16 protein-coding genes are annotated in these 20,569 nt (G+C 58.1%); 5 read left to right on the top strand and 11 right to left on the bottom strand.

The window, feature by feature from the left end; all coding sequences use genetic code 11:
* Nucleotides 1-101 precede the first annotated feature (101 nt).
* Together JFT58_RS26000 and JFT58_RS25995 are read left to right on the top strand one after the other, a co-directional pair.
* Complete coding sequence (locus JFT58_RS26000) at nucleotides 102-254, top strand: hypothetical protein (RefSeq protein ID WP_198834777.1); 153 nt, start codon at nucleotides 102-104, stop codon at nucleotides 252-254.
* A gap of 68 nt (nucleotides 255-322) precedes the next feature.
* Nucleotides 323-2,392 (top strand): hypothetical protein, encoded by a 2,070-nt coding sequence (locus tag JFT58_RS25995; RefSeq protein WP_198834775.1) that lies wholly within the window; start codon nucleotides 323-325, stop codon nucleotides 2,390-2,392.
* Nucleotides 2,393-3,251: 859 nt separating this feature from the next.
* On the opposite strand, the gene JFT58_RS25990 is transcribed toward JFT58_RS25995, so the two are convergent.
* The 4 genes from JFT58_RS25990 to mobH form a co-directional block, all read right to left on the bottom strand.
* On the bottom strand, nucleotides 3,252-4,463 hold the full coding sequence (locus JFT58_RS25990) for a phospholipase D family protein (RefSeq protein WP_198834774.1): 1,212 nt from the start codon (nucleotides 4,461-4,463) through the stop codon (nucleotides 3,252-3,254).
* Between the two features lie 54 nt (nucleotides 4,464-4,517).
* Nucleotides 4,518-7,691 (bottom strand): UvrD-helicase domain-containing protein, encoded by a 3,174-nt coding sequence (locus JFT58_RS25985; RefSeq protein WP_198834773.1) that lies wholly within the window; start codon nucleotides 7,689-7,691, stop codon nucleotides 4,518-4,520.
* Nucleotides 7,691-10,309 (bottom strand): PD-(D/E)XK nuclease family protein, encoded by a 2,619-nt coding sequence (locus JFT58_RS25980; protein ID WP_233095454.1) that lies wholly within the window; start codon nucleotides 10,307-10,309, stop codon nucleotides 7,691-7,693. Before JFT58_RS25980 ends, JFT58_RS25985 begins: the two co-directional genes overlap by 1 nt.
* A 601-nt stretch (nucleotides 10,310-10,910) precedes the next feature.
* Entirely contained in the window at nucleotides 10,911-12,638 is a 1,728-nt protein-coding gene (gene mobH / locus JFT58_RS25975) for a MobH family relaxase (protein WP_198834772.1), read from the bottom strand.
* A gap of 220 nt (nucleotides 12,639-12,858) precedes the next feature.
* Between mobH and JFT58_RS25970 the strand changes: the two genes are divergently transcribed.
* Complete coding sequence (locus JFT58_RS25970) at nucleotides 12,859-13,056, top strand: DUF7740 domain-containing protein (protein WP_007901093.1); 198 nt, start codon at nucleotides 12,859-12,861, stop codon at nucleotides 13,054-13,056.
* A gap of 132 nt (nucleotides 13,057-13,188) precedes the next feature.
* Here JFT58_RS25970 and JFT58_RS25965 read toward each other — a convergent pair whose 3' ends face one another.
* On the bottom strand, nucleotides 13,189-14,148 hold the full coding sequence (locus JFT58_RS25965; protein WP_198834771.1) for an ArdC family protein: 960 nt from the start codon (nucleotides 14,146-14,148) through the stop codon (nucleotides 13,189-13,191).
* 131 nt (nucleotides 14,149-14,279) lie between these two features.
* Nucleotides 14,280-14,609 (bottom strand): hypothetical protein, encoded by a 330-nt coding sequence (locus JFT58_RS25960; protein ID WP_079303129.1) that lies wholly within the window; start codon nucleotides 14,607-14,609, stop codon nucleotides 14,280-14,282.
* A 456-nt stretch (nucleotides 14,610-15,065) separates the two neighbouring features.
* Here JFT58_RS25960 and JFT58_RS25955 point away from each other — a divergent pair, with 456 nt between their 5' ends.
* Nucleotides 15,066-15,473, top strand: a complete 408-nt coding sequence (locus JFT58_RS25955) for a DUF3742 family protein (protein ID WP_198834770.1) — start codon at nucleotides 15,066-15,068, stop codon at nucleotides 15,471-15,473.
* Here JFT58_RS25955 and JFT58_RS25950 read toward each other — a convergent pair.
* From JFT58_RS25950 to JFT58_RS25930, 5 genes are all read right to left on the bottom strand, one after another.
* Nucleotides 15,466-17,004: a conjugal transfer protein TraG N-terminal domain-containing protein gene (locus JFT58_RS25950; protein ID WP_198834769.1), complete on the bottom strand. Its 1,539-nt coding sequence runs from the start codon at nucleotides 17,002-17,004 to the stop codon at nucleotides 15,466-15,468. The genes JFT58_RS25955 and JFT58_RS25950 overlap by 8 nt on opposite strands.
* 10 nt (nucleotides 17,005-17,014) lie before the next feature.
* Nucleotides 17,015-17,323: a hypothetical protein gene (locus tag JFT58_RS25945; RefSeq protein ID WP_198834768.1), complete on the bottom strand. Its 309-nt coding sequence runs from the start codon at nucleotides 17,321-17,323 to the stop codon at nucleotides 17,015-17,017.
* A gap of 3 nt (nucleotides 17,324-17,326) precedes the next feature.
* Complete coding sequence (locus JFT58_RS25940) at nucleotides 17,327-18,709, bottom strand: integrating conjugative element protein (RefSeq protein WP_198834767.1); 1,383 nt, start codon at nucleotides 18,707-18,709, stop codon at nucleotides 17,327-17,329.
* Nucleotides 18,706-19,662: a TIGR03756 family integrating conjugative element protein gene (locus JFT58_RS25935; RefSeq protein ID WP_198834766.1), complete on the bottom strand. Its 957-nt coding sequence runs from the start codon at nucleotides 19,660-19,662 to the stop codon at nucleotides 18,706-18,708. Before JFT58_RS25935 ends, JFT58_RS25940 begins: the two co-directional genes overlap by 4 nt.
* A 105-nt stretch (nucleotides 19,663-19,767) precedes the next feature.
* Nucleotides 19,768-20,022, bottom strand: a complete 255-nt coding sequence (locus tag JFT58_RS25930; protein WP_198834765.1) for a helix-turn-helix domain-containing protein — start codon at nucleotides 20,020-20,022, stop codon at nucleotides 19,768-19,770.
* Nucleotides 20,023-20,191: 169 nt separating this feature from the next.
* Between JFT58_RS25930 and JFT58_RS25925 the strand changes: the two genes are divergently transcribed.
* Nucleotides 20,192-20,449, top strand: coding sequence for a LasR-specific antiactivator QslA (locus JFT58_RS25925; RefSeq protein WP_090406506.1), 258 nt, complete (start codon nucleotides 20,192-20,194; stop codon nucleotides 20,447-20,449).
* Nucleotides 20,450-20,569 lie beyond the last annotated feature (120 nt).

Below are 20,569 nucleotides of genomic sequence, written 5' to 3'. Positions count from 1 at the left end.
TTCTTTTCGGTCACTTGTTTGACCGCCTGGATTTTGAATTCTTCGGGATATCGCTGGTTGCTCATGGCACCTCCTAATGGGCCTCATTTTAAGGCTTGGAGGTGTCTACGAAACTAGGGGCGATTCAGTCTTCCGAAAAGAAAGACAAGAAAAAAGACTCCGAACCGAAGAAATCTGTAAAGAAAGCTGATAGTAAGCCAGAAAAGGCGAAGAAATCAGACAAGGCAGAGAAACCTGCAAAAAAGAAAAAGTGAGATCTGCTAGGGCTTAACGCCCTAGCTTCCTCAGGCTGTGCTGCCTTCGATTAAGGCTAAATGATGGCTTGATCAAGTTACAGCCGCTCGTGCGGGCAGTGAGGAACCATACCGACGGCAGAGAGACAAGGCATGCGCCGAATGCCTGGTTCAGTGCACTCATGGCTGTTGACCCGGTTCGCGGTGTTCGGCTTTTAGCGTCGACGTTGGCACGTGAGCGTGGGGGTGAGTCCTGGGTCACGCTCGCCGCGCTGACGAGCGCATTGACGAAGGTTGCCGAAACGGCAGATCCGCTCTTGCTCGATGGGGTTTGGGGTTCAAACGATGGTGCCGGCAGTAAGCTTGTCATGGATCGGCTCAGACCGCTCGAACGGCTTATCCCGAGCAACCTGTCCTACGTCCAGGATCGATTCACACAACTATGTGCAGAAGTGTTAGATGACGCTACGGGGTATCGGATCGATGCCGTTGAGCGACTTCTTACATTTGCATCAGAGCATGCGCTTACAACTCCAGCAGCCCTGCGTGATTACCGTCATCCCACGCAGATAGTACGCAGTGAAAGCAGATCCCGTGAAAACGACACCACAGGTGAGGAGCTTCGCCCCGCCTTTCCTCAAACGCGTACCTATACGGATGTGCTGTCTACGCTTCGCAGGCTAGGTGAAGCGAAAATCTCGGATTCCGAGATCGACGGGGTAGTGACACTACCTCTGGCTTACATCATCAGCGAAATGGTCGATGCAGGCGATGAATTAGCAGCCCAACGACTGATCCACTTTTATGTGCACGATACGGATTACTGGTTTCGGGATCGTTATCAGGCCATCAAAGGCCTGGCTGCCGCGCTTGATAACGCCGGTCATGTACAACTGGCCGCCATCACCTACGTGCTTGCGTATAGCTGTGCAAAAGGCGGCGGTGGCTGGCATAACGTCGGCGGCCGTAAGCACGCAGCTTCGGTAGGCAGAGCGCTTGAGCTTGATCCTGCTCAAGCCCGGCAGGTGCTAGCAGACGAGACGGCCCGTAAGCTGAGGTCTGGCAATGTTCATGGTGTGACGCAACGTCTGGTTGAGCAGCTTGCCGAATGGGAGGCTCCAGGCATCGCAACACAGGCATGGGCGGAGGCATTGGATGTGATGGAGCTTCGTTTGCCGCTGCCGGGACGCTACCTTGGGTTTGAAGATCTTGAGCCGGGGGGCTGCGACTGGTCAGTGGAAGAGGCCTTGATCAGCCTGCTCCTGAATCGCCTGGGCAATCCGGTCTTGCCACGCAAAGGGCTGGTCTTGAGTGCCATAGCACGTCTGCTGCGTGATCGTACTCATTTATTCGCGCGTCCTTTGAGCCACTGGCTACTGGCTGATACTTCAGTGTCCTCGCTGCATCTAGTGCTTCGCGTGTTGCTTGAGTCTCCAGTCGATCTTTCACACCTGATTGCCGATGTCACACCCGAGCTTACGCTGTGTGCCGAGTCCGACTCATGGGCAGTGGCGAGCATGGCGCAACTACTTCTTGCCAGGATAGATGTGACAGTTGCAGACCGAACTGATCCGACGATGTCGTCCACACCGATCGTTCGTCAACAGTTACGGATGATCGCGGCACTTGAGCAGCTTGAAGTGATGGAATTTCTGGCGCAGTTCTGGCCTGACCTCCCGTACATCATCGAGGGACGTCTGAATAACATCGTGTGGCGTGATTCTATTCCAGGTCGCCGGCGATGGGAGCTCAGTGTCGGTCGTGATGGCAATGCCCGTCTTTCAGCCCAAGTCTTGCTATGGCAAATGGAGCTCTATCTATCCATTCTTGACTCCATGCTCGTTAGCCTTCCACATCCTGTAGGGCTGCCCGAAGGCTTCGAATCAGAGTTGGTCGAGGAGATGCTCTGCAACATCCTGCCAAATATTCCGGCGCACTTGATGGCTGTCGCCAGCAGGACGCCGCGCCCTAAATGGGAAGCCAGCGCACGCAATGGTCTTAACCCGGTCGTCACAGTCGCTGCCGATGATCCTGAATACAGTGGCTGGATTAGACTTGGCTTTTATGAGGAGGAGCATCCTCAAAGCTCGCGTACAGAATCGGGTCGGCAGCGAATGATTATTCGTATGAGCGGGATTGTCGCAGTGCATCCTGATTAAGATATCCCCCCCGATGCGTGCCCTTTCAACGAAGGGTATGTTGAGGACTGGTTGATCAGTGCGGGCAGTCCAGATGAGCTAATGGACGAGCGTAGTCTTTGGTTAGTAAGCCGGGTCCCGATTAATGACTGGTTGGGAAGGACTTCATTACTGGTCCCTCCGGCAAGTGTTCAAATGCTCGCTGATCTGCGACATTGCGGATACGCAGGCTCTATGAGATGGGTGGATACCGCCGGAAACCTTGCGGTGGTTCAACGTACGTGGCGAGTGCGGAGCGATCAGATTTCAGTTGAGGACTCGTACTGCGTAGAGGGGTGTGACGTACTGATGCGACCGGATCTACTACCTACACTACACCTAGCGTATGGGCCTTGGTTAACGGAGTTGAGTCAGGTCATGTGACCTTTGTCGTGCACATAGACTGGGAGCATACCGCCTCGTCCGGATGGGGTAGTCAGTGAGGGCTACTGACGGGAAATTGCCCTTGACGAAGGTCCACTTTGGGTTGTGGATTTAACCATCCGCAACCGCCCGTTTTCGACCCAAAGCGAGAGTTAGGGGACTTGTCGGTAGTGACCGGAAAAGGCTGGTTGCTGTCGGCCTGATTCCGCAGCTGAACGTCGGCGGAGGCTGCAAGCTGACTTTCAACCGTGTGAGAGCCGGCAGACTAATACTCACAAGAAACCACGCGTCCTCACTTATGGTGAGGCGTTGGCATAGGGTCTTGGCCTGCACTGCCAGGATGTAGATTTTTTTGACGATGACCAAGTCAGCGACTTCTTCACCATCGGTGAACCTCGGCGGTTTCAAGAGGGAATGGACGTGTCCTGCGTCCGCAGGAAGTCGAAGAGCGGCATGCTCAACGGGGCGTGTAGTAGATGGCGTCCAGAAGCGCTGCACGTCCCAACCAGATTTCAGCGTCAGCCGCATTGCTCGGCTGCGGATGTCTCCACCACGGATCACCGTGCATCGGCTCAATGATGCGCTGCCAGTAGTTCTCCAGGTTCGTTGTACTCGGGCTGACACCGAAGTTTTCGCACAAGTCCTTTCGGTTGGCAGAATCGATGCACACGAATGTGTCAGGCCGCTTCATCGCCAAGAGCCTAGTCGCGGTCGGTAGTCCGCCGACTCGCCCGTCCTGATCGAAGGCTGCTCTGAACGCTTTGCAGTAGCGGTCGTAGTCGTCCTGCGTGACCGCGCCGATCAACGGGATGAAATCGAGGGCGTGGGAGAGACCTGTGGGCGCTTCGATGACCAGGTTCGAGAACGTCCCACTTGCGCCCATGCTCCCGAAAAGCCCGTAGTCCACGCCAGGCTGCTGAGACTTCTTGCGCCCGAGAGTGCCAGCGACCAGCTTGCGGTCGTCCTCGTTCCACTTCGCGTAGGGTATGCCAGTCGCGAAAAGGGCGCGAGCCTTTGTCAGAACGCCCAAGCGCTCCTTAAACAGGTGCGCAGACGGGTGTGATGAGCTTCGGACCTGCACCAGGTAGTCCGCCCAGCTCATGTCATGTGGCGCGCGCTTGGTATTCGGCTTAGAAGGTAGCCGAACGTCAGCGAACTTGATCAGTTCCTGTCGCGCAGCCGTCTTAGCTGAGTACTGGTGACGGTACCGATAGAGGAACTCGTGAGAGATGTCCTCCGCACCCTTCCACGCTTCTGCGACGAAGCGACTGAGCTCTACCAGCGCTGCATCGTCGAGCGAGCCATCAAGCAGCACGCTCGCCTCGACGTTTCGGCTCATCGCCGCCTTCGTGAGATTTGGGCTCCCGACCACGCACCTTATGCGTTGCCCGTTACGAAACAGGTAGACCTTCGGGTGGAACAGGTCGCCCGTAGGAGGAACGACGGCTGCGGCCGCTAGTGCTGCTGCCCGCTCAAGCACCTCGGGTTGCGTCTGGAACATATGAGTGCCGACAACGAAGTGCTCGAACTTCGAGCTGTCTTTCATCGCTGCCTCGAAGACCGCGTTCTCGGTCGCCCAGGCTACTGCCCATTGCATCGACTCGCAGTTCTCGACCAGCGCTATGAGTGTCGACTGCGTCTGCGAAGCCGACAGGAACTTCACATCCATCTCTGCTTTTCCTCGTGTTTATATTGAACTAAGTCCGGTGCGCTTCTGGGAACGTCAGGACAGGCGGACTGCTCGTGCAGCGACCGGCATGTAGAGCCATCGCTCGCTCACGGGCTTGCTGGTTGCGTTGAGAAGGGCATGACCATAGGACTCGAGCTGGGGGCCGTGCTCAGCCACCAGGTCCTCGTCTCTGGCTGAGCCACCGGGGTTCGACTTGTGGTCCATGAGAATCCAACCATCTGGCAGTTCAACCAGCAAGTCGATGCGGCCCCGGATACGAGTGCCGTTAGGGCCATTCGCTTCGATGGGCACTTCGACGTAAACGGGGCAGCCAGGCCAGCGCTTGGCTACCCAAGCTTGGAACGCTCTGGCCTGGGCGCAAACGGCTTCCTTATCCACAGAATGAGCCACGGCCCAGGTCATCAGGATTCGTTCGACTTCAGGGGCTGAAATCCCGCCAAGCACGCCGGCGCGAGCGATGCACAGGTGGAGCGCCGTGCCCAGCGATGCCATGTCGGGCTTGCCCGCCAAGCTCAGCCGGACTCCTACCGCGTCAGTCTCGACTACCTGGAACGTGCCTCCCGAGGCAGAACTCGGTCGATGCCACAACGGCTCGGCCTGCACGCGCGGACGAGCTGTGAACCAGCGGCAGGCCTCGGAGGCTTTGGCAGGTGGCTCCGTTGAGCAGTCATCCTTGTTCCACGATCTCGATAGTCTGGAGAGCTGCTGGCCGTCGGGAATCGCCATGGTTCCTGAATCGCCGAATAACAGGTTGGCTGCGCCTTGAATTTCGCCGACCCAGGCGCGCCCCGCCCCTGACTTGCGAACGAACGACACTGCGATGTTCATATCACGCGCGCGGGTCAGACCCACATAGAGAAGGCGCTTGTTCTCCGCCAGGGCCTCGGCCTGCATAACTTGACCAGTGGAGCTGGCTTCAGCGTTGAGGGCGGCTTGGGGCTGGGACCGCTTGCCCCAGGTCTTCAGCCAGCAGTGTACGAAGCGGTTGGCGAGCGGCTGCTGCGGATCGAAGCCCCCAACTGTTCTCGCGCGCACGCCCCAAAGCGAACTGCGTGCTGTCGCGTCGAGGCTTGTCAGCACGACGATTGGCCACTCCAGCCCCTTGGCCCCGTGATAGGTGAGGACCGAGACCGAGTTGTCTTCTGAAATGGCCCGGTTATCGTCCTCTGCGCTGGCGAGTTCGTCCAGCCAACGAAGCATGCCGCTGACGGTCGCCGGTCGCTTCGCGGCGACACACTCGTCCTCGAAAGTCTTTCCGAGCTCGACCAGTGCCTCGACATTGGACAGCCTATTGCGGCTCTCGTGAGGGGAGGTGGACCATTGGCCGACCAGCCGCACTACTTGGGACTCGGCAGTAGCAAGTCGCAGTACTTCCTGTGGCGTCAAAGCCATTAGCGTTGGACGCAGCTCTTCCAATCGGGCCAGTAGCGGATGGGCGCTGTCACCCTTCGTCAGCCACTCGTGTGACCTCGCCCCATCGGTGGCTAGGTATTGCAGCCTGTCTGCAAGCCAGGTCTCGATCGGAGTGCCATCGGCCAGGGTTAGAACCAGCGCCGTGGCGACGGTGTCGGTTGGGTCGTTCATGCGCCTCAGACAGGCCATGACATAGATGGCTTCGGCAGTACCCAACAAGCCGGAGCGTGGGCTGGCTGACGGGATGCCCCAGCGCGTGAGCGACGTGACGGCAAATTCGACCTGGTCGTTGTAGCGACACAGCACTCCGACATCGCCGGCCTGAATCGGACGGAGCTCCTTGGTGTCCTTGTCTTCGACCTTAACCCCGGACTCGAGCAGCTCGCGGATGGCCTGGCCAAGGCCTAGGTAGTCCGAGTCGTTTCGGCTGCTCTCGAAGTTCCAGTTCAACAGCGCGGGCTGGTCCGGGATGTCCTTCCGCAGAGGCTGCAACCTAACCTGCTCAGGCGTCAGGTCGGGCTCGAACGCAGAGTTGAATACACTATTAGTGAGCAAGACCTGGCTTTCGGTGGAGCGCCTGGAGGTGTCCAGAGCCTTCCCTATGACTCCGCCCCAGCCCTTGATGGCGCTGAGAACGCCGGAAATGAGGCTTGAGTCAGTTCCGCGGAAGCCGTAGATAGCCTGCTTGGGGTCACCGACCCACACCGACTTCTTAGCCAGCTTGGCCAGCTCGACGAAAAGCGCCAGTTGGAGAGGGCTGGTGTCCTGGAACTCATCGACCATGATGAGATCCAGTTCTGCCGCCAACACTTCACGGACGGCTGGCTTTGTCCTCAATGCACGTAGCAGCAACACCTCTTGGTCGCTGAAGTCGACTGCACCCAGCGCCTTCTTGGCCTGCTCGTAGGCGTCGAGAACATCGGCGGCCAGCTTGAACACCTTGTCAAGGTACCGACGGACCTCGGCATGAAAGGCCGGGTGAGACTCGTGGGCCTGAGCTGCGGACTTGACTGGTGCCACGATATCCCTGACCTTAGCGCCGGCGTCAAACCCGGCTGCGCCTATCCAGTCGGGCCAACACCAGCGTCCTTCACGGAAGAGGCGATCCAGTTTTTGCAGCCCGTCGAGGCCTTTTAAGAGGTTGTCTGCAACTTTGGTGCCGACAGCCTGCTGTTGTTCTACGTAGGCGGTTACCTCCTGGTGCGCCTTGGCCAGCGCGGTCGCCAATGCCATGGTCGGGTCCAGCCCCGCAGTTGGAACAGGCCAGTTCGCGAGCATAGCGTCCGCGTTCTGAGTACCCATCACGCGAAGCGCCCCTGGCTCAATGTCGTTATCGAGCGCGGCCTTGACGACAGCCTCAACAGTCTTGGACCAGTCCGCCTGTTCGATGCCGAACCGCTCTGTGAGCCAAACTAGTTCCGCTTGTGCGTCGGCATCCATCGACTCGGCCAGCGTGGCTTTGAGCAGTCTCTTGGATTGACCTTCACCCAGGACAGTCTGGTCGGGAGACAGACCCAACTCGAAGCAGAACCGCTTGAGCATCTGACCGCAGACACTGTTGACGGTGCCCAAGCGGGCTTGGCCTATGGCGGTGGCGAGGTCGATACGGCCCTTTTCAAGAAGCCAGGAGCGGGCGCGTTCGCGCAGCTCGGTAGCAGCCTTCACCGTGAAGGTCGTGGCCAAGATGGCGTGAGGCCGTGCCGTGCCAGATTCGAGGGCTTGTGCGAGAGTTTCGGTCAGCTTGTAGGTCTTGCCACTGCCGGCGCCGGCGCTGATGAATTCGATGTTGTTCATCACTTCCAGTCTCCCAGCAAGATAAGGTGGTCTCGGTCCCATTTGCTTGGACCGTTGACCGGAAAGGTTCCCTCAGGGCCCTGGTACTCGTCGTTCGGATCTTCCGGAACGACTTCGATGGTCCCGGCGTCCAGCTGCTGCTTGCGCCACTTCCAGGTAGCGCGCGCGCGGTCCAGTAGATTGGAGACGGTTACGCCGTCCGGCGGTCTTCTGACTTGCGCTTTTGGGAAGATGTCGGCAGCGGTGATGTACAGCCCGCCACTTTCCAGGATGAAATAGCCAAGCGCGGCGGGTGCGATACCGCTTGTTTGCTCTATAAGGCTGGAGTAGAGCGCCAACTGTAGGTGCTCGCCAGAGCGAAGCAGCCCGGCGTAGTAGGTATCGCCTCTCCACTTTATGTCCACGGCGACAGTTCGCTTGTCACCAAGCGTGACCAAGAGGTCAATTTTGCCGATCAGCGGGACTGCTCCCAAGGTTCCTCTGAACTCCACCTCCGTCTGAACCTGAACGGCGCCCACGAGCCTGAGGTGATCGAGGAGACTGCAAATGGCTAGTTCGCAAACCTTCCGGAAGTGCTGCTGCGTTACCCCTGTACCCTGCATGAGTAGTACAGCGCCTTCAGTCAGCAAGAGCGAGTCTGCTTCGGCGCGGAACCACGCAACGGCATCGGAGTTTGACAAACTCAAGGCATCGTTGTGCGCGAAGAGTATCTCGAGCACCCGATGAGCGAGGATACCCAGCAGGCGGTTGTCCTCATCCACCGCTAGGACGGAGGTCGGATCCAGCTTCGCCACTCGTTTCAGAACGAATAGGGCTGCGTCATTGAAGAGTTCGTTGAGCGTAGTGAACGACTGTAAAGCGTCGCCGAGCTGCACGGGATGAGGGAGTTGGATGTGTCTTGGAGTAGCGGGCAGCGGCTGAGGTGCAAGCACCTCAGCGGTTACCCCGAGAAGTGTGGAGTCGAGTGCAATGTCCAGGTCAAGCGAAGCGGACTCGATATCCGGTACGAGCTTCTTAAGAAGCTGGCGAATCGGATGTACTTCTGTACCGGGGGGAGGGCAGACGATGATGAATCTTTTTCTCGCAGCAAGTAGTGGCCGCAGCCACTTCAGTGCTAACGATACAAGCTCACGCGCCGGGTCTCGCAGCTGCACACCTAATTGAGTCAGAGCGTTCACCTCGGCAGGAGACCAAGGCAGAGGCGAGGGCAGGGCAGGCGTAGATGGCATCCACCAGATCACTTCATCAGCTGCTTCGATGCACGCGGCTGCCGTGCTGGTCGAGCGCATGCAACCGACATGGGAAACCGCAGCGGGGTTGGTTGCCCCGGCGGGCGCGGCGTGGGCGACCAACTGCTCGACTTGCCGAGGCAGCACCGTGGCCAACCCTTGCCGAGCCAGCTCGATCAATGCTTCATGGACGGCCGCACATTGGCTATGCGCCGCCGTAAAGCTCGCCGCATCAGCGGATTCACCTGAGAGGCGAAGCCGCATAGCCTCCTTCATCCGGGCGACGCGAGCAATCAGTGCATCGACCGGCACTCCATCGGTGCGTGACCAGCGCCCTGACTCCAGCCAGAAGGTAATTTCATCTGCTACTTCCTGGGCATCGTCACCCGCTGCGATCTTGGCCTTAGCCGCCGTCCAGGCTTCGCTCCCAATTCCAGGCTGCTTGGCGACAGCACGAGCGAGCCTGCCTCTCGCAGGACGACTGAATGGGCCAACTGGGTGCGTCAGGAAATCCAGCAGTCGGTTCATGTCTATTGGTTCCCAGCACATTTCCAAGGCAAGGATTAGTGCCTGTAGGGCTGGGCGGAGCTGACTAGGGCGTTCGAACCCGCAGTTGACCCCGCCGGTCGCGGACAGCGACACATCTAGCGAGTCGCCGGCCTCCTCAGCCAGGATCAGCCGGTCGCCGGGCTGGTGCGAGTGTTGTGCGCTCAACCAGTGTTCGGCGGTCGTGGCCGCGAGAGCGTGCACTAGCAAGACACTCCCGTCGGTCTGCACGGTCAGATTGCCCGCGGAGCCTCCAGCCAGAACGGTTAGGGCTTGCTCTTGCAACGCACGGAGTTGGCCTGCTCCCTGTGGCTCGGGAAGTCGGACTTCGACCGCTGGCAGGCGCTCGAGCACCTGCCGCCAGAGAAGCGGGAAGTCCTCGGGCGGGTCAACCAGGTGAACTGACTTGATGGGGCCGGGGCCGGACGCACTCAGAGCCTGCATCACCAGGTGCAAGCGCTCGGCCTCTCCGGGCGGCAGCGTTTCGAGAGCTGCCTTTTCAATGGCAGCAAGCTCCTGGATTCGCGAAGGATGCTCTGGATTCGCGCTGCCGTCCCAACCGCCAAGCCGCCACTCGTCACGCCAGGCCAGGAGGCGCGCGGCCGTACCGATACTGTCGGCCTTCAGGGACTCACTGTAGAAGCGCGAGTTGTTGTCATGGACACGCAGCAGGCCAGAGTAGATGGCCACGCGTCTGGCCTTGGACGCTTCTGGCGCGCTTAGACCAAGGTAGGTCTCCAGCAGGGACAGGAATCCGAGGCGGCCGACTATCGGGGTGTTGAAGAAGTTCGTCGGGGACGAACCCTGACGGGAGTCCAAGAAAAGGCCAAAAGTGATGTGCATGCTGCAGTTGACTCCCTGAAGGCAATCGAATGCAGGCGTCCTATTGCATCTTGTTCCCCTGCTCCTGGTCGACAAGACTAACCGAAAGCAACCATTCACGTACGACGGAAAATTGCTGAGAACGGCTGTCAGACCACGACTGCCTGTGTGTCAGATATCGCAGCAAGGCAGACACGGAGCCGCGCCTACTGAATTTCCGCTCTTTACCGTTAGCAGCCTTTCTCCAGCTACCCATCGCGTAACGCTCTCTAGCGCTAGGCGACCCGAGGTGGTGATTGAGCCGTTCCTACCTGCCCCTGAAGAGGGAGCGCGATTGCGGAGGCTCATCACAGCCTCTCTCCGGGTTGGACAAGTGGTCGAGGTGGATGGCCGCAGTGTCGATTCGCTTCAGCCTGGGGCGTGAGCGGTTACTGTGCTCGACGACTTGGGGGATGTGATAGTTCGAAAGCAGGTGTAGTTGTGGCTAAAGCATCGAGTTGAAAAATATGAGTCCGCAAAGACGGTTATTGATCTAGAAAGGAATGAGCGCAGAGGATGAATGCTGGCGAGTACTCGCGATACAGAACGTCGTATGGATCCATTAGCCTGCCATGGAAATTTACTATTTTTCGAGTTTAAGAAAGGGGTTATCGGCAGGCATGGACCCAGCTTCGAAAAATAGTGCTGGGTTTTGTAGAAGATAGCCTTTGAGTTTTGCCTTCTTCCTGGGGCCTTCGACCTGACAGAGCCAGATATTCAAACCATCGTCGCGCTTTTTGTGGGTCTTCAGCCTCTCGAACTGTTTCTGCACCCATCGCCATTCTTCACCTTCGTAATAGGCACCCATTGATATACCCGGAAACTCCTGAACATACCGCTGAAAAATGCCAGGAGTGACCAGAAATACGCGGCCACTCACCGTGTGCACCTTGGCCTTGCTGTCGTTGATGATCAGCTTGTGACTTTGGATACCTTCCTTGACCCAACTCAGGAAAACCTGGCCAGAGTTATCCGAAGCAGGATCTGAGATTTCGTGAGCACTTTCTAAAGGTGAACGATTGGTTTCGGGTTCTGTTATTTCGAACATGTCCAGCAACGTTCCTAAATAGTCGTCATCTTCCATGACTAGTGAATCAGGTTGCGATTGGCTTCGAGTTGATCGTGTATTGACTGCCGTGGGCGGTGAGGGGGATGGCGGACCGTCAGGTTGGTGGTCATTGGTTGCAACGCTCACTGTTCCGCTGAAAGCTTCTGGCCGTTCTTCGCTTCCCCAAATCAACGTTGGTTGAATGCGCAGAAATGTAAAGTTCTGCTGCCAGTTGCCCAGTGCGACGAGCGCGGTCCAGATGGCTTTGCCTTCGGGGGTCGACTCGACTAGCCCGTGCGACTGGAGTTCATCGAACACCGCGATGTTGGATGAGGGAATGCCCTCAATCGATTGCGACAGCAGATAGGCTCGCAGCTTATCCGTGACCGTTTTGCTGACCAGCCATAGGGCGTCCTGGGTCAGCCATCCCGCGGCACCCGGCTGGTTGAGTTTCAGCTCGTGCTGAACCAGGTGACGCAGTCCGCTGATCAAGTGATGTTGCAGCGAATGAATCGGTGCTTGCAACGCCTTGCTCGGGTTACCACCGATGTTCTGTGCGGTGGAAACACGGTCGGCCTGCATCACTAACTCACCGAGCACGCCGGCACGTTCATATTGGCCCGCCAGGACATACAGCAGACTGGCCCACAGTGGCGGAAATCCACTGAGCCAATCGAGGATTGGGCGGTCGAGAATTTGGGTGTAGAGCAAGCCTGCGGCGGCGCCGTGCAGGTGGTAGTCACGACCCTTGATGTAACGAAAACGGTAGGGCTGATCCAGGGAGCCCTGCCAAGGATGCCAAACACGGCCATCCTGGCGTTCGACCAGCAGGTCCACGGCGATCTTGCCGATGTCATGCAGCAGGGCGCCATAGGCGATGCCAGCCGACCAGGCATCGGTCTGGGCGGCTTGGTCTTCGGGCGCGGCGCCGGTGGGAAGTAGATACGACTGACGCAGTTTCAAACTGCAAGCGACCAGCTCCAGGCCATGGTCAAGCATGCCACCGAGATACGCATGGTGGTGCGTCTCGCTGGCCGGAAGTTGCTGGACCTGCTCGGCGTAGCGATGAATCGGATTTAAATAAAGCTGGATGAACTGCGCGTGGGAGAGGGCGGTGTACTGCCAGATGCGATCGAGCAACTGGCGGCGGTGCTCCGTGGCTAACAAGCTGTGGGCCGACTCGATGGGCAGGTAACCTTCGGTGGCGCTCAGTTTCGGTGGCGGAGGGGGCTTCTGCCTTTTGTGGCGAAACAGACTGAGCATCGTGACCTCCGGGAAGTGGCTGGGTCAGTGGCCTTTTAGCCTTTTCGGATAGCGCTCTTACCCTTGAGTGCCCATTCCCTTCCAACCCTTACCCGTCCTTTTGGCTCGTGTCCCTTTGTGCGGCAATCGGAATATGGATTCTCCTAGGCATCATTTTTTGGGGCTAGTACGGAAAAGAAAAGAATCGGTACACTGCGGTGCATATTTTTTAGGTCTTGCCATGAATCTCACTGATGCCACGCTCGTGCTGCTGCTCGCGGCACGTATCCATGGGACCGACGAAGCCGTCAGGGCCTCGGCGAAGAGCGTGGTCAAGAAGTTACCGCGCAGTAAACGCGATCTGATCTACAAGGTGATCGACAGCCGGAGTCCCCTCGAGCTGGTGGATTTTCTGGCGCAGAACCTGGATGCGGAATGACAGGCTGATGGTGTGCGCGCCTCTCTTGTTCTTTGCGTCAGGGTCCCGCGGCATGGAGCCTTTCTTCTGAGCATAAAAAAGGGCCCAACTCGCGTTGGGCCTTGTGACGCGTTTGCAACAGTGAGATATCGATTAAGCTCCATCGTTCATGCAAGGCGAGTCATCCAAGACCGCTTGCTTCAGTTGCTGCTCCAGGTTGAGTACATACTCCGAGGCGCTTCGGGCCTGGCCACTGGCACGAAAGATCGCACGTTTGTCAGCCTTGAGCAGGCCGAGCCAGGAATCGATATAGCCCTCGTGCCTCAGCTCTCCCTGAATGCCGGCGTAAGCACATAAAAACGCAGCGCCCATCTCGGCGATCAACTCCTCAAAGGCATAGCCTGGCGAGCCGAACGGACAGGCTGACGTCACCCCTTCGCGCGGCAACCGAGCGTGATGCCCGGTCCAGTGCGTCAGCTCGTGCAGTGCGGTGGCGTAGTACCCACCTTCATCGTGAAACTGCGCTTTTGTCGGCAGTTGGATGAGATCCCTGATCGGGTGGTAAAAGGCTTCGTCGGCAGGCCGATGAACGATGCGTGCACCTGAACTTAACAGCATATTTTCCGCAACGCTATTGGCCTGGAAGGGCTCGGTCGGTTCCGTTTCGAGCAGGGTTTGATTGAACATCTCGAGCCCCTCCGTTTGCTCGATGTTGAACAGAAAATGCGTCCTGAGAATGCCGAAGTGAGCGACCTTGGGCTGACCGTTTTCATCGAGTACGGGTTGGCCTGACTCGGTCTGTTCCTCGCGCTCCATCGGCTTGTAGAGCACAGCCAGAGTGCTGTGCTCACCCTTACGGATGTGCCCACCGGCCTTTTTGGCTTGGTTGAAGGTCAGCCAACGATCTTGAGTGAACCCCTGCAACCTGGCCTCGGCCCAGAGCAGCGGTAAATTGATGCCCGAATACGGACGTCGCGTGATGGCATTGATGGGGTAGGGTTGATGACCGATGTAAGCTGAGCCACTTGAGGACCAGGGTTTGATCCAGGGAGCAACGCCTTGGTCTAGCGCGGTAACGATCTTGTCAGTTACGTCTTGGTAGATATCGCGCATGGCAATTTCCTCGAAAGAAAAACGAAGGAACGCCTTGCCCGCCGGGGGAGGGTTCCCCAGTGGGTGATGGGCTGGATTGATGCAGGTCTTGCATGCCGTCCGAATGTGGAGGTGGGCGCCGCCAATTGCGCTTAGCGCTGGTGTTCTCCTGCAAGCGCTATCAGTAAGGCGCCAGGCTGACCCGGTTCTTGGAGTAGGCTGAGACTCAATTGCAGCAACGGGTCGTGATCGAAGTGATCGGTTGGTTCAATGTGGACTACCTCGAACAGCACATAGGGCTTTTGTGGATAGGCCAGGTGGGCTTCGAAGGCTGCGCGCAATACGTGGCTCAACCGATCGATCTGCAGCTTCCCAGCGTGATCTGAACGCTCGAGCTGTACTGCGCGTTGCCATGCGCCAGGTGTGAACACGATGGGCAACCGAAGGGTGTTCAGTGTTTCCGGTGTAAGTGAGTCGGGCATGGTATGTCTCCGTTGAAAACGCGAAGAAACCTGTCCCGTGTGGGAAAAGATTTCCCCGCAGTGGGTTGAAGAAAATCAAGAGGGTTTTCCTGACGAGCAGAGCTCGAAAGGCGCTCAGGAGAGCAGTAGGCGTTCATCACCGTAGAAACGGTCACCGTGCGAGCTACCGAACGCTAATCGCACTTGGGGAGAGCCATCATCGAAGTGACGTAGCCTTGAAGGTTCTGGCTACCTGGGCGGGGTGCTGTCGAGAACAGCGATCCGTACCTTGTATTTAGCCGGACGATTTGTATGGGTCAATGACTGTAGAGACGCTGTTTCACGGGGCTTGTCTTCTGTCTTCCAGTGAAGATTTTTCGGCTGGGCAAACTGATAAACGGTCAGGCACGGACCGTTTTCAGTAGTAGGCTGTTACTCCTGTCTCAACCATGAAAACGCTCAGAAGAGGGCGAGACCATGCCGACTCAGAACCCTGTTCAGAATTCACGTGCCCACCGCTGGGCATATACCTGTGGCATGTCGATAAAGCGCGGGTATCGCAAGTTGAAAGCGTTTGAGTCCCGCGGGGCTGAGCGTGCGGTGACGGCAGGAATGCCCGCAGGTAAATTACTTGTTCGCGGGAGCTTTCTGATTGCCAAACTGGCAATGATCGGAGGGCTGCTCTTTGTCGGTTTCTGGCTGGTCGCTTCTGTTGTGCTGGTGATCGCTGTGATTGCCCTTCTGCAGTCCAAGGCTGTCATCGACACGGATTTTGAAGAGGACAATCCAGGTCCTGACTACCTTGGGGCTAACTCCTATCTTGGCAACTACGATGACAATGGCCATTACATAGGTCATTTCAAATCATCTGATGACGTCAGGTAAGCTTCTTCGTAGCACCCATCAACTGATCCGTTCCTTTGCCCGCAGCACCATGCGCGGCTTTGCTTGCACCACCTAACATCCCCTCAAGGCTGTTGCCGATTGAGTAGCCAGCCCAGCTCATCGCGACCAAAAACAGTCCAGGCAGCACCAAGAACATCGCCCCCATCACATACTCGATCACCTGCGCGGTGACAGTCCCATCCATAAACCCGGATGTGGGCAGCGATAACAGCACTTGATTGGACGCCGAAACCTGGTTGTACAAGGTATCGAGCATGCGGGAGTCTACCCAACGAGCCAGTTCCCACCAGAAGCTCAGCATGTGTAAGGTGAACAGCGCGAACGTCACGGTCATGACGGTCTTCAGCTGATAGGTACTGACCAACAGAATCAGCGGCAAGCTGATGATGACGCCCATGATCAGGAAGGCCTGCACCATGGGCAGGGCAGCTCGTAGCGCATTCATCGCCGGGAAGTTGCTGAAGGAACCGAGGGCCAACCCGGTGTTGGTGGCGAGGTTATTGAGCCCCTGATTGATCGAGCCGCCGCGGGCGCTGGAGCCATAGTCCTGGTACACCGCTCCGGGTGACATGGACATCGATTGCTGGCGCGGGCTGACCAGCTCGCGCAGGGTGGCATCCTCGATCTCGTTGCTCGAACGACCAGTCAACCAACCTTTCAGCTGAGTCAGCAGCGAGGGATCGACCTGCTGGATCAAGCGCTCGCGCAAGCCAACACCGCTATCACTCCACCACTGCTTGCAGGTGGGGTAGCCCGCGCCATTCTCCAGCCGCGGTAAGGAAACATCGCGGCTTTCGTCATAGGGCCAGCTGACTCGTGGTGTGCGTGACCGATCCGTATCGTAGTAGCCGGGCGTGTCGAGCAAATAGCTTGAGCCGATCCAGGAGGCGTCATGACTTTGTGCCTTGTCCAACTGCGGGCGATTGGTGAACAGCCGGGAACGGGAATAGCCATAGCAATCGCGGGTGAAGTCGGCGACTTCCTGCAGCAGGACCTGGCTGTTGATACGCGAGCTGTCGATCTCCATGCGCATCTGCCGAATATCCGGTGCGCAAGGGATGGAGGCGGTGGCTGCGGCGGTTACCCCTTTGCTCAAGGCATGCACGAGAAACCACCAGATCGGCACGTTAGCGGAGCGTTCGCCGATGGTATTGAAGGTCGTCCCCCAGGCGGTTTCCGCCGGCTTGGCCACACTCACACCGCAGCGCTGGCTCGCCACATCATCGAACGCTATTGACGTGAGGCTCAACGGAAAGACCGGCGCGCAGCCGAATAACACGACGATGTAGGCCAGCCACAGCCGGTTCTCGATTCGCGGTACCGACAATAGTCCCTTGTTGCCTTCATCTGCGCCTTGCTGACGAGCCGATAGCCATTCTTGCAGGATGATTGCACCAAAGGGCGCGGCGAACAGTCCGGTGTCGGACAGGAGGCTCCAGAGGCCGTTGTTGATGATCCAGGCCAGCAGGGAGAGGTAAAACTCCAGGTAGCTGTTGGTGCTCATGAGCATGGTGGTGACCTCACAGTCGGGTGAGCTCGACGCAGGTAAAGAGCACGAGCCCTAATGTCCCGATGCGTTTCACGCGCAGTCGATCCTGGGGTCGATGTCGGTAGCACCGAAGCAGACCCCACCAGAGCGCAAAGAGGGCGTCGTAGAGCAGGGCACGCCACCATCGCAGATAGGGTCGTACGGATTCGAATGCCTGCTGCCAGGCGTCGAAACTACCCAGCGCAGCGCGGCCGATCCATGCGACCAGTGCGGCGCTCAGGATCATCACCGCGGCAATCCCCAGACTCGAAAGCAAAGTGAACAGCCGTGAACGTTTCATGGCTTACTTTCGTCTGGCGTCAGCATCATTGAGTCGACCGGGCTCGGGGTCGCCTTGCTCGACTGTACGCGAAGCATCGGCACCACCGGCATGCCGATCGAGCACCAGGCTGGCGGTATTGGTGGTCAGCATCTGCCGGACCTGCAGCTCGGTTTGCAGCAGGCGAATTTCTTGCTCCAGGGTGTCGATGTTTTTCGTCAAGGCGGTCTGCGCTGGTTCGGCGGAGGCGATGTTCGGTTCGTGACTGCCCGCCAGTAGCGTGCGCAGTAGCAGCAGTGCCTTATCGAGTACGCTGGACAGGGCCGTCTCGCTGGCTAGGCGTCGCGCCAGCAGATCCTGGTCGGGATCGTCGCGCAAGGCTTCGATCACGCCACGGGTCACCGGCAGCATTGGACTCGAGGCTTTAGCCAGATTGTCAGGGGTAGGTGACAGTGAGCCGGACAGCAGCCCTTGCAGGGCCTTGAGACGTTCGCTGTAGGCCGCCTGAATCAGCGGCGTCAATCCGCTGCCAGCGGTAGCTCGAAGGGTTTCGCAGCTGTCGCAGGTCGCGACCTCGCTCTCGCCCAGCACGCGAACGGCCCATTCGGATTCCTCCTGGGGCGAAGTCCAGGCCTGGCAAATAGCCCCACCCAGGCAATCACTGCTGCTGATCGAGGCAGTATCATCCACAGACCGGTTATGCAGCAGGTTATAGCCCGCGCGCACCACGTCGGCGGTCACTCGAACGGGTGTCTGCCCATTGCCTCCTGCCTTCGAACCGCCGACCCAGGACACTCCATTGTTGCCGTTACGGGTCTCGGTGTTTTTCACCGCCGCCACCGCATCACCGCCGGTCTGCTCCAGATTGCCCTGCATTTCTTGGTTCTTGGCCAGCTCGCCCCAACCGGCTTGACCGACCTTGTCCGCCATCTTTTCGGCCATGGCCTGGCAGGTCAGCTTGGAGCGGTCGAAGTCGATGCGCCCCTGCATCACCCCGTTACTGAGCAACTCATAGAGGCCTGGGTTGGCGCGCTGGATGATCAACGCCGGCAGCGACATCACCGCTTGGGTCGCGTTCTGCACGATGCTGCCCATGATCTGCTGGAAACCTTCGGTGACGCCGTTCAGTTGGTTTTGCAGGGTGTTGGTGAGGCTCATGTTTCCGCACATCATGTTCGCTCGCCATGACCCGCCGACACCGAGACCACTGGGTCGGTAGAGCGAACTCGGTGAGCCGACTGCCGAGCCGCCACCAATGGTGTACATCACTCGGTCATCGAGCACTTCGCCTTGAGTCCCCAGGCGGTAATCGCCTTCGGCGGCGTGGGCATGCGTGGCCATGGCGAGCAGTCCACAGAGCAACAGACTTATCATGCCCAACCAAGATCGTACGAGAAACCGACTCATGAAGCACCTCCTTCGAAGTCGATGCTGAACAGGAAGGTCTGCCCCTCACGCTTGCAGCAGCTATAGGGGCGCCACAGCGACCAGGCGTAGCCGCCATCCGTGCTCTGGACCGGATCGCTGGGGAAGATGGCGCACGTGGGCTGAACCTGGGGGTAGAGCAACTGCCATTTGTGGGTTGAGGCGTCGTTTTCGACGATCGGGCCAGGCGGCCAGTAGCCGTCGCGTGGTATGGGTGTGAGCGGTACATACACATGCGGCTGCCAGCTGCGGGTCATCACATCGCCGGCCCGTTGCGCCATGACTGCGGCGGCTTTGAAGTCGTCGGGCTGTACCAGAAAACCCTGCCGGGGATAAACGTTGCCCCACATGTTTCCCGAGGCCTGACGACCGATTTCACGGATCCCCGGCATGAGCGACTCGGGGTAGAAACTTTCCGGGATGCCATGGCGCCAGGCCAGTGAGTCCAGGGTACTCAGGTAGTAAGGCATGAATGCAGTTGCACCGCTGGCGCAGGCATAGCCGGATTGAGAAGCCAGTTGCGTTGCGATCCAGCCACCGGGGTGGCCGATGCCATCGACGTTCTTGAAGCGGGGCAGGTTGTCGCGATGGGTGTTCGGTGTGATCAGGTTGCCGCCACCTTCCGCACCGCTGATGGGGGAAGAGAGGGTGGCCATCTCGGTCCATGGGTTATTGCCCGTGGTGGCGTAGCTCGAGACCACCAGTTCAGGAATGAAATGACGAACCTTGGTCGAGGTTTTGACCTTGCAGCCGAAGGGCGTGCAGAGCAGCCAGAAACAAATGCCGACGACCCTGTATTCGAGACAGTTTGGAGAAAACACGGAGGACGTGATGCTGCCGGTGTCCAGCGCCACGCTGGGGCCGCACGCCAGCAGGACGCTCAGCGCCAAGGGCCGTAGCTTTGTGGGCGGGATTGACGAGCAGGCAGCAGACATGATCCAGGCTCTTGGGGTATGGCTTGGGCAGGTTCGGTTACGTATGGAAGGATGTCAGTGGAAAAAATGAAGGCGGATCTATCGGATTTGTGAGAAGTGAGACTATTATTTGACGTGAAGGGAGTTGCGCAGGATATCGGGTTCTATAAGTAGCTGATCTGCGGTAATTTCGAAAATATTGGCGAGTTTGCACAGGACCAACAGCGACGGATTGCCCGTGGATCGTTCGATTTGACTGACGTAGGTGCGATCCACCTCGGCCATGAGCGCTAACTGCTCTTGGGTCAGGTTCTTTACGCGCCGCATCAAGCGGATGTTTTCCGCCAGTTGCAGACGAAGCTGTTCGTAGTCTTGAGTCATGCGCGCAAATTGCGCCTTGAGGGACTCTCAATCCACGGGATATAGTCTACATTGGCATTGATCTAGGCCATTTGATGCTCATGCCTGTTATCGAGCGTTTATTTGGTTTCGTTAAGATTTTCGAAACTGGACCCAGCGTCTAACAATAAATCAGAAATCTAGGGTGTGTATGGACGAAAACTACATATCAATTCCTGCGGCAGATGGTTGCCCAAGTCTTCTGACACCTTGGAGCAGCGAATTCGCACCAATGATCGAGCGCGGCGTGCAATGCGCCCAGGCTTGGCTTGAGGCAACGACCGATATTCCTTTGTGGTGGGAACTGGCGCAAATCCGAAAGACCTTTCCTCTCGGTGACAGCCAGGATGCCTTTGAAGCTGGTTTTTTATTGAGGATTCAGCAGCGGCTCCGGGGCGTCGCACCGTAACCTTGTCGCTCATGGGCGGTTGCGTCGGCTTGAGTGCCCGTTAGCATTCAACCTGACACTTCTCACAGACCAACTGATTGCAGGTTTATACCGAGTGTCGCTTCTAGGAGGCGCGTTTTT

The organism is Pseudomonas sp. MF6767 (assembly GCF_016405475.1).
GTDB classification, from domain to species: Bacteria; Pseudomonadota; Gammaproteobacteria; order Pseudomonadales; family Pseudomonadaceae; genus Aquipseudomonas; species Aquipseudomonas paracarnis.
This window is presented reverse-complemented; position numbering and strand designations above follow the sequence as displayed.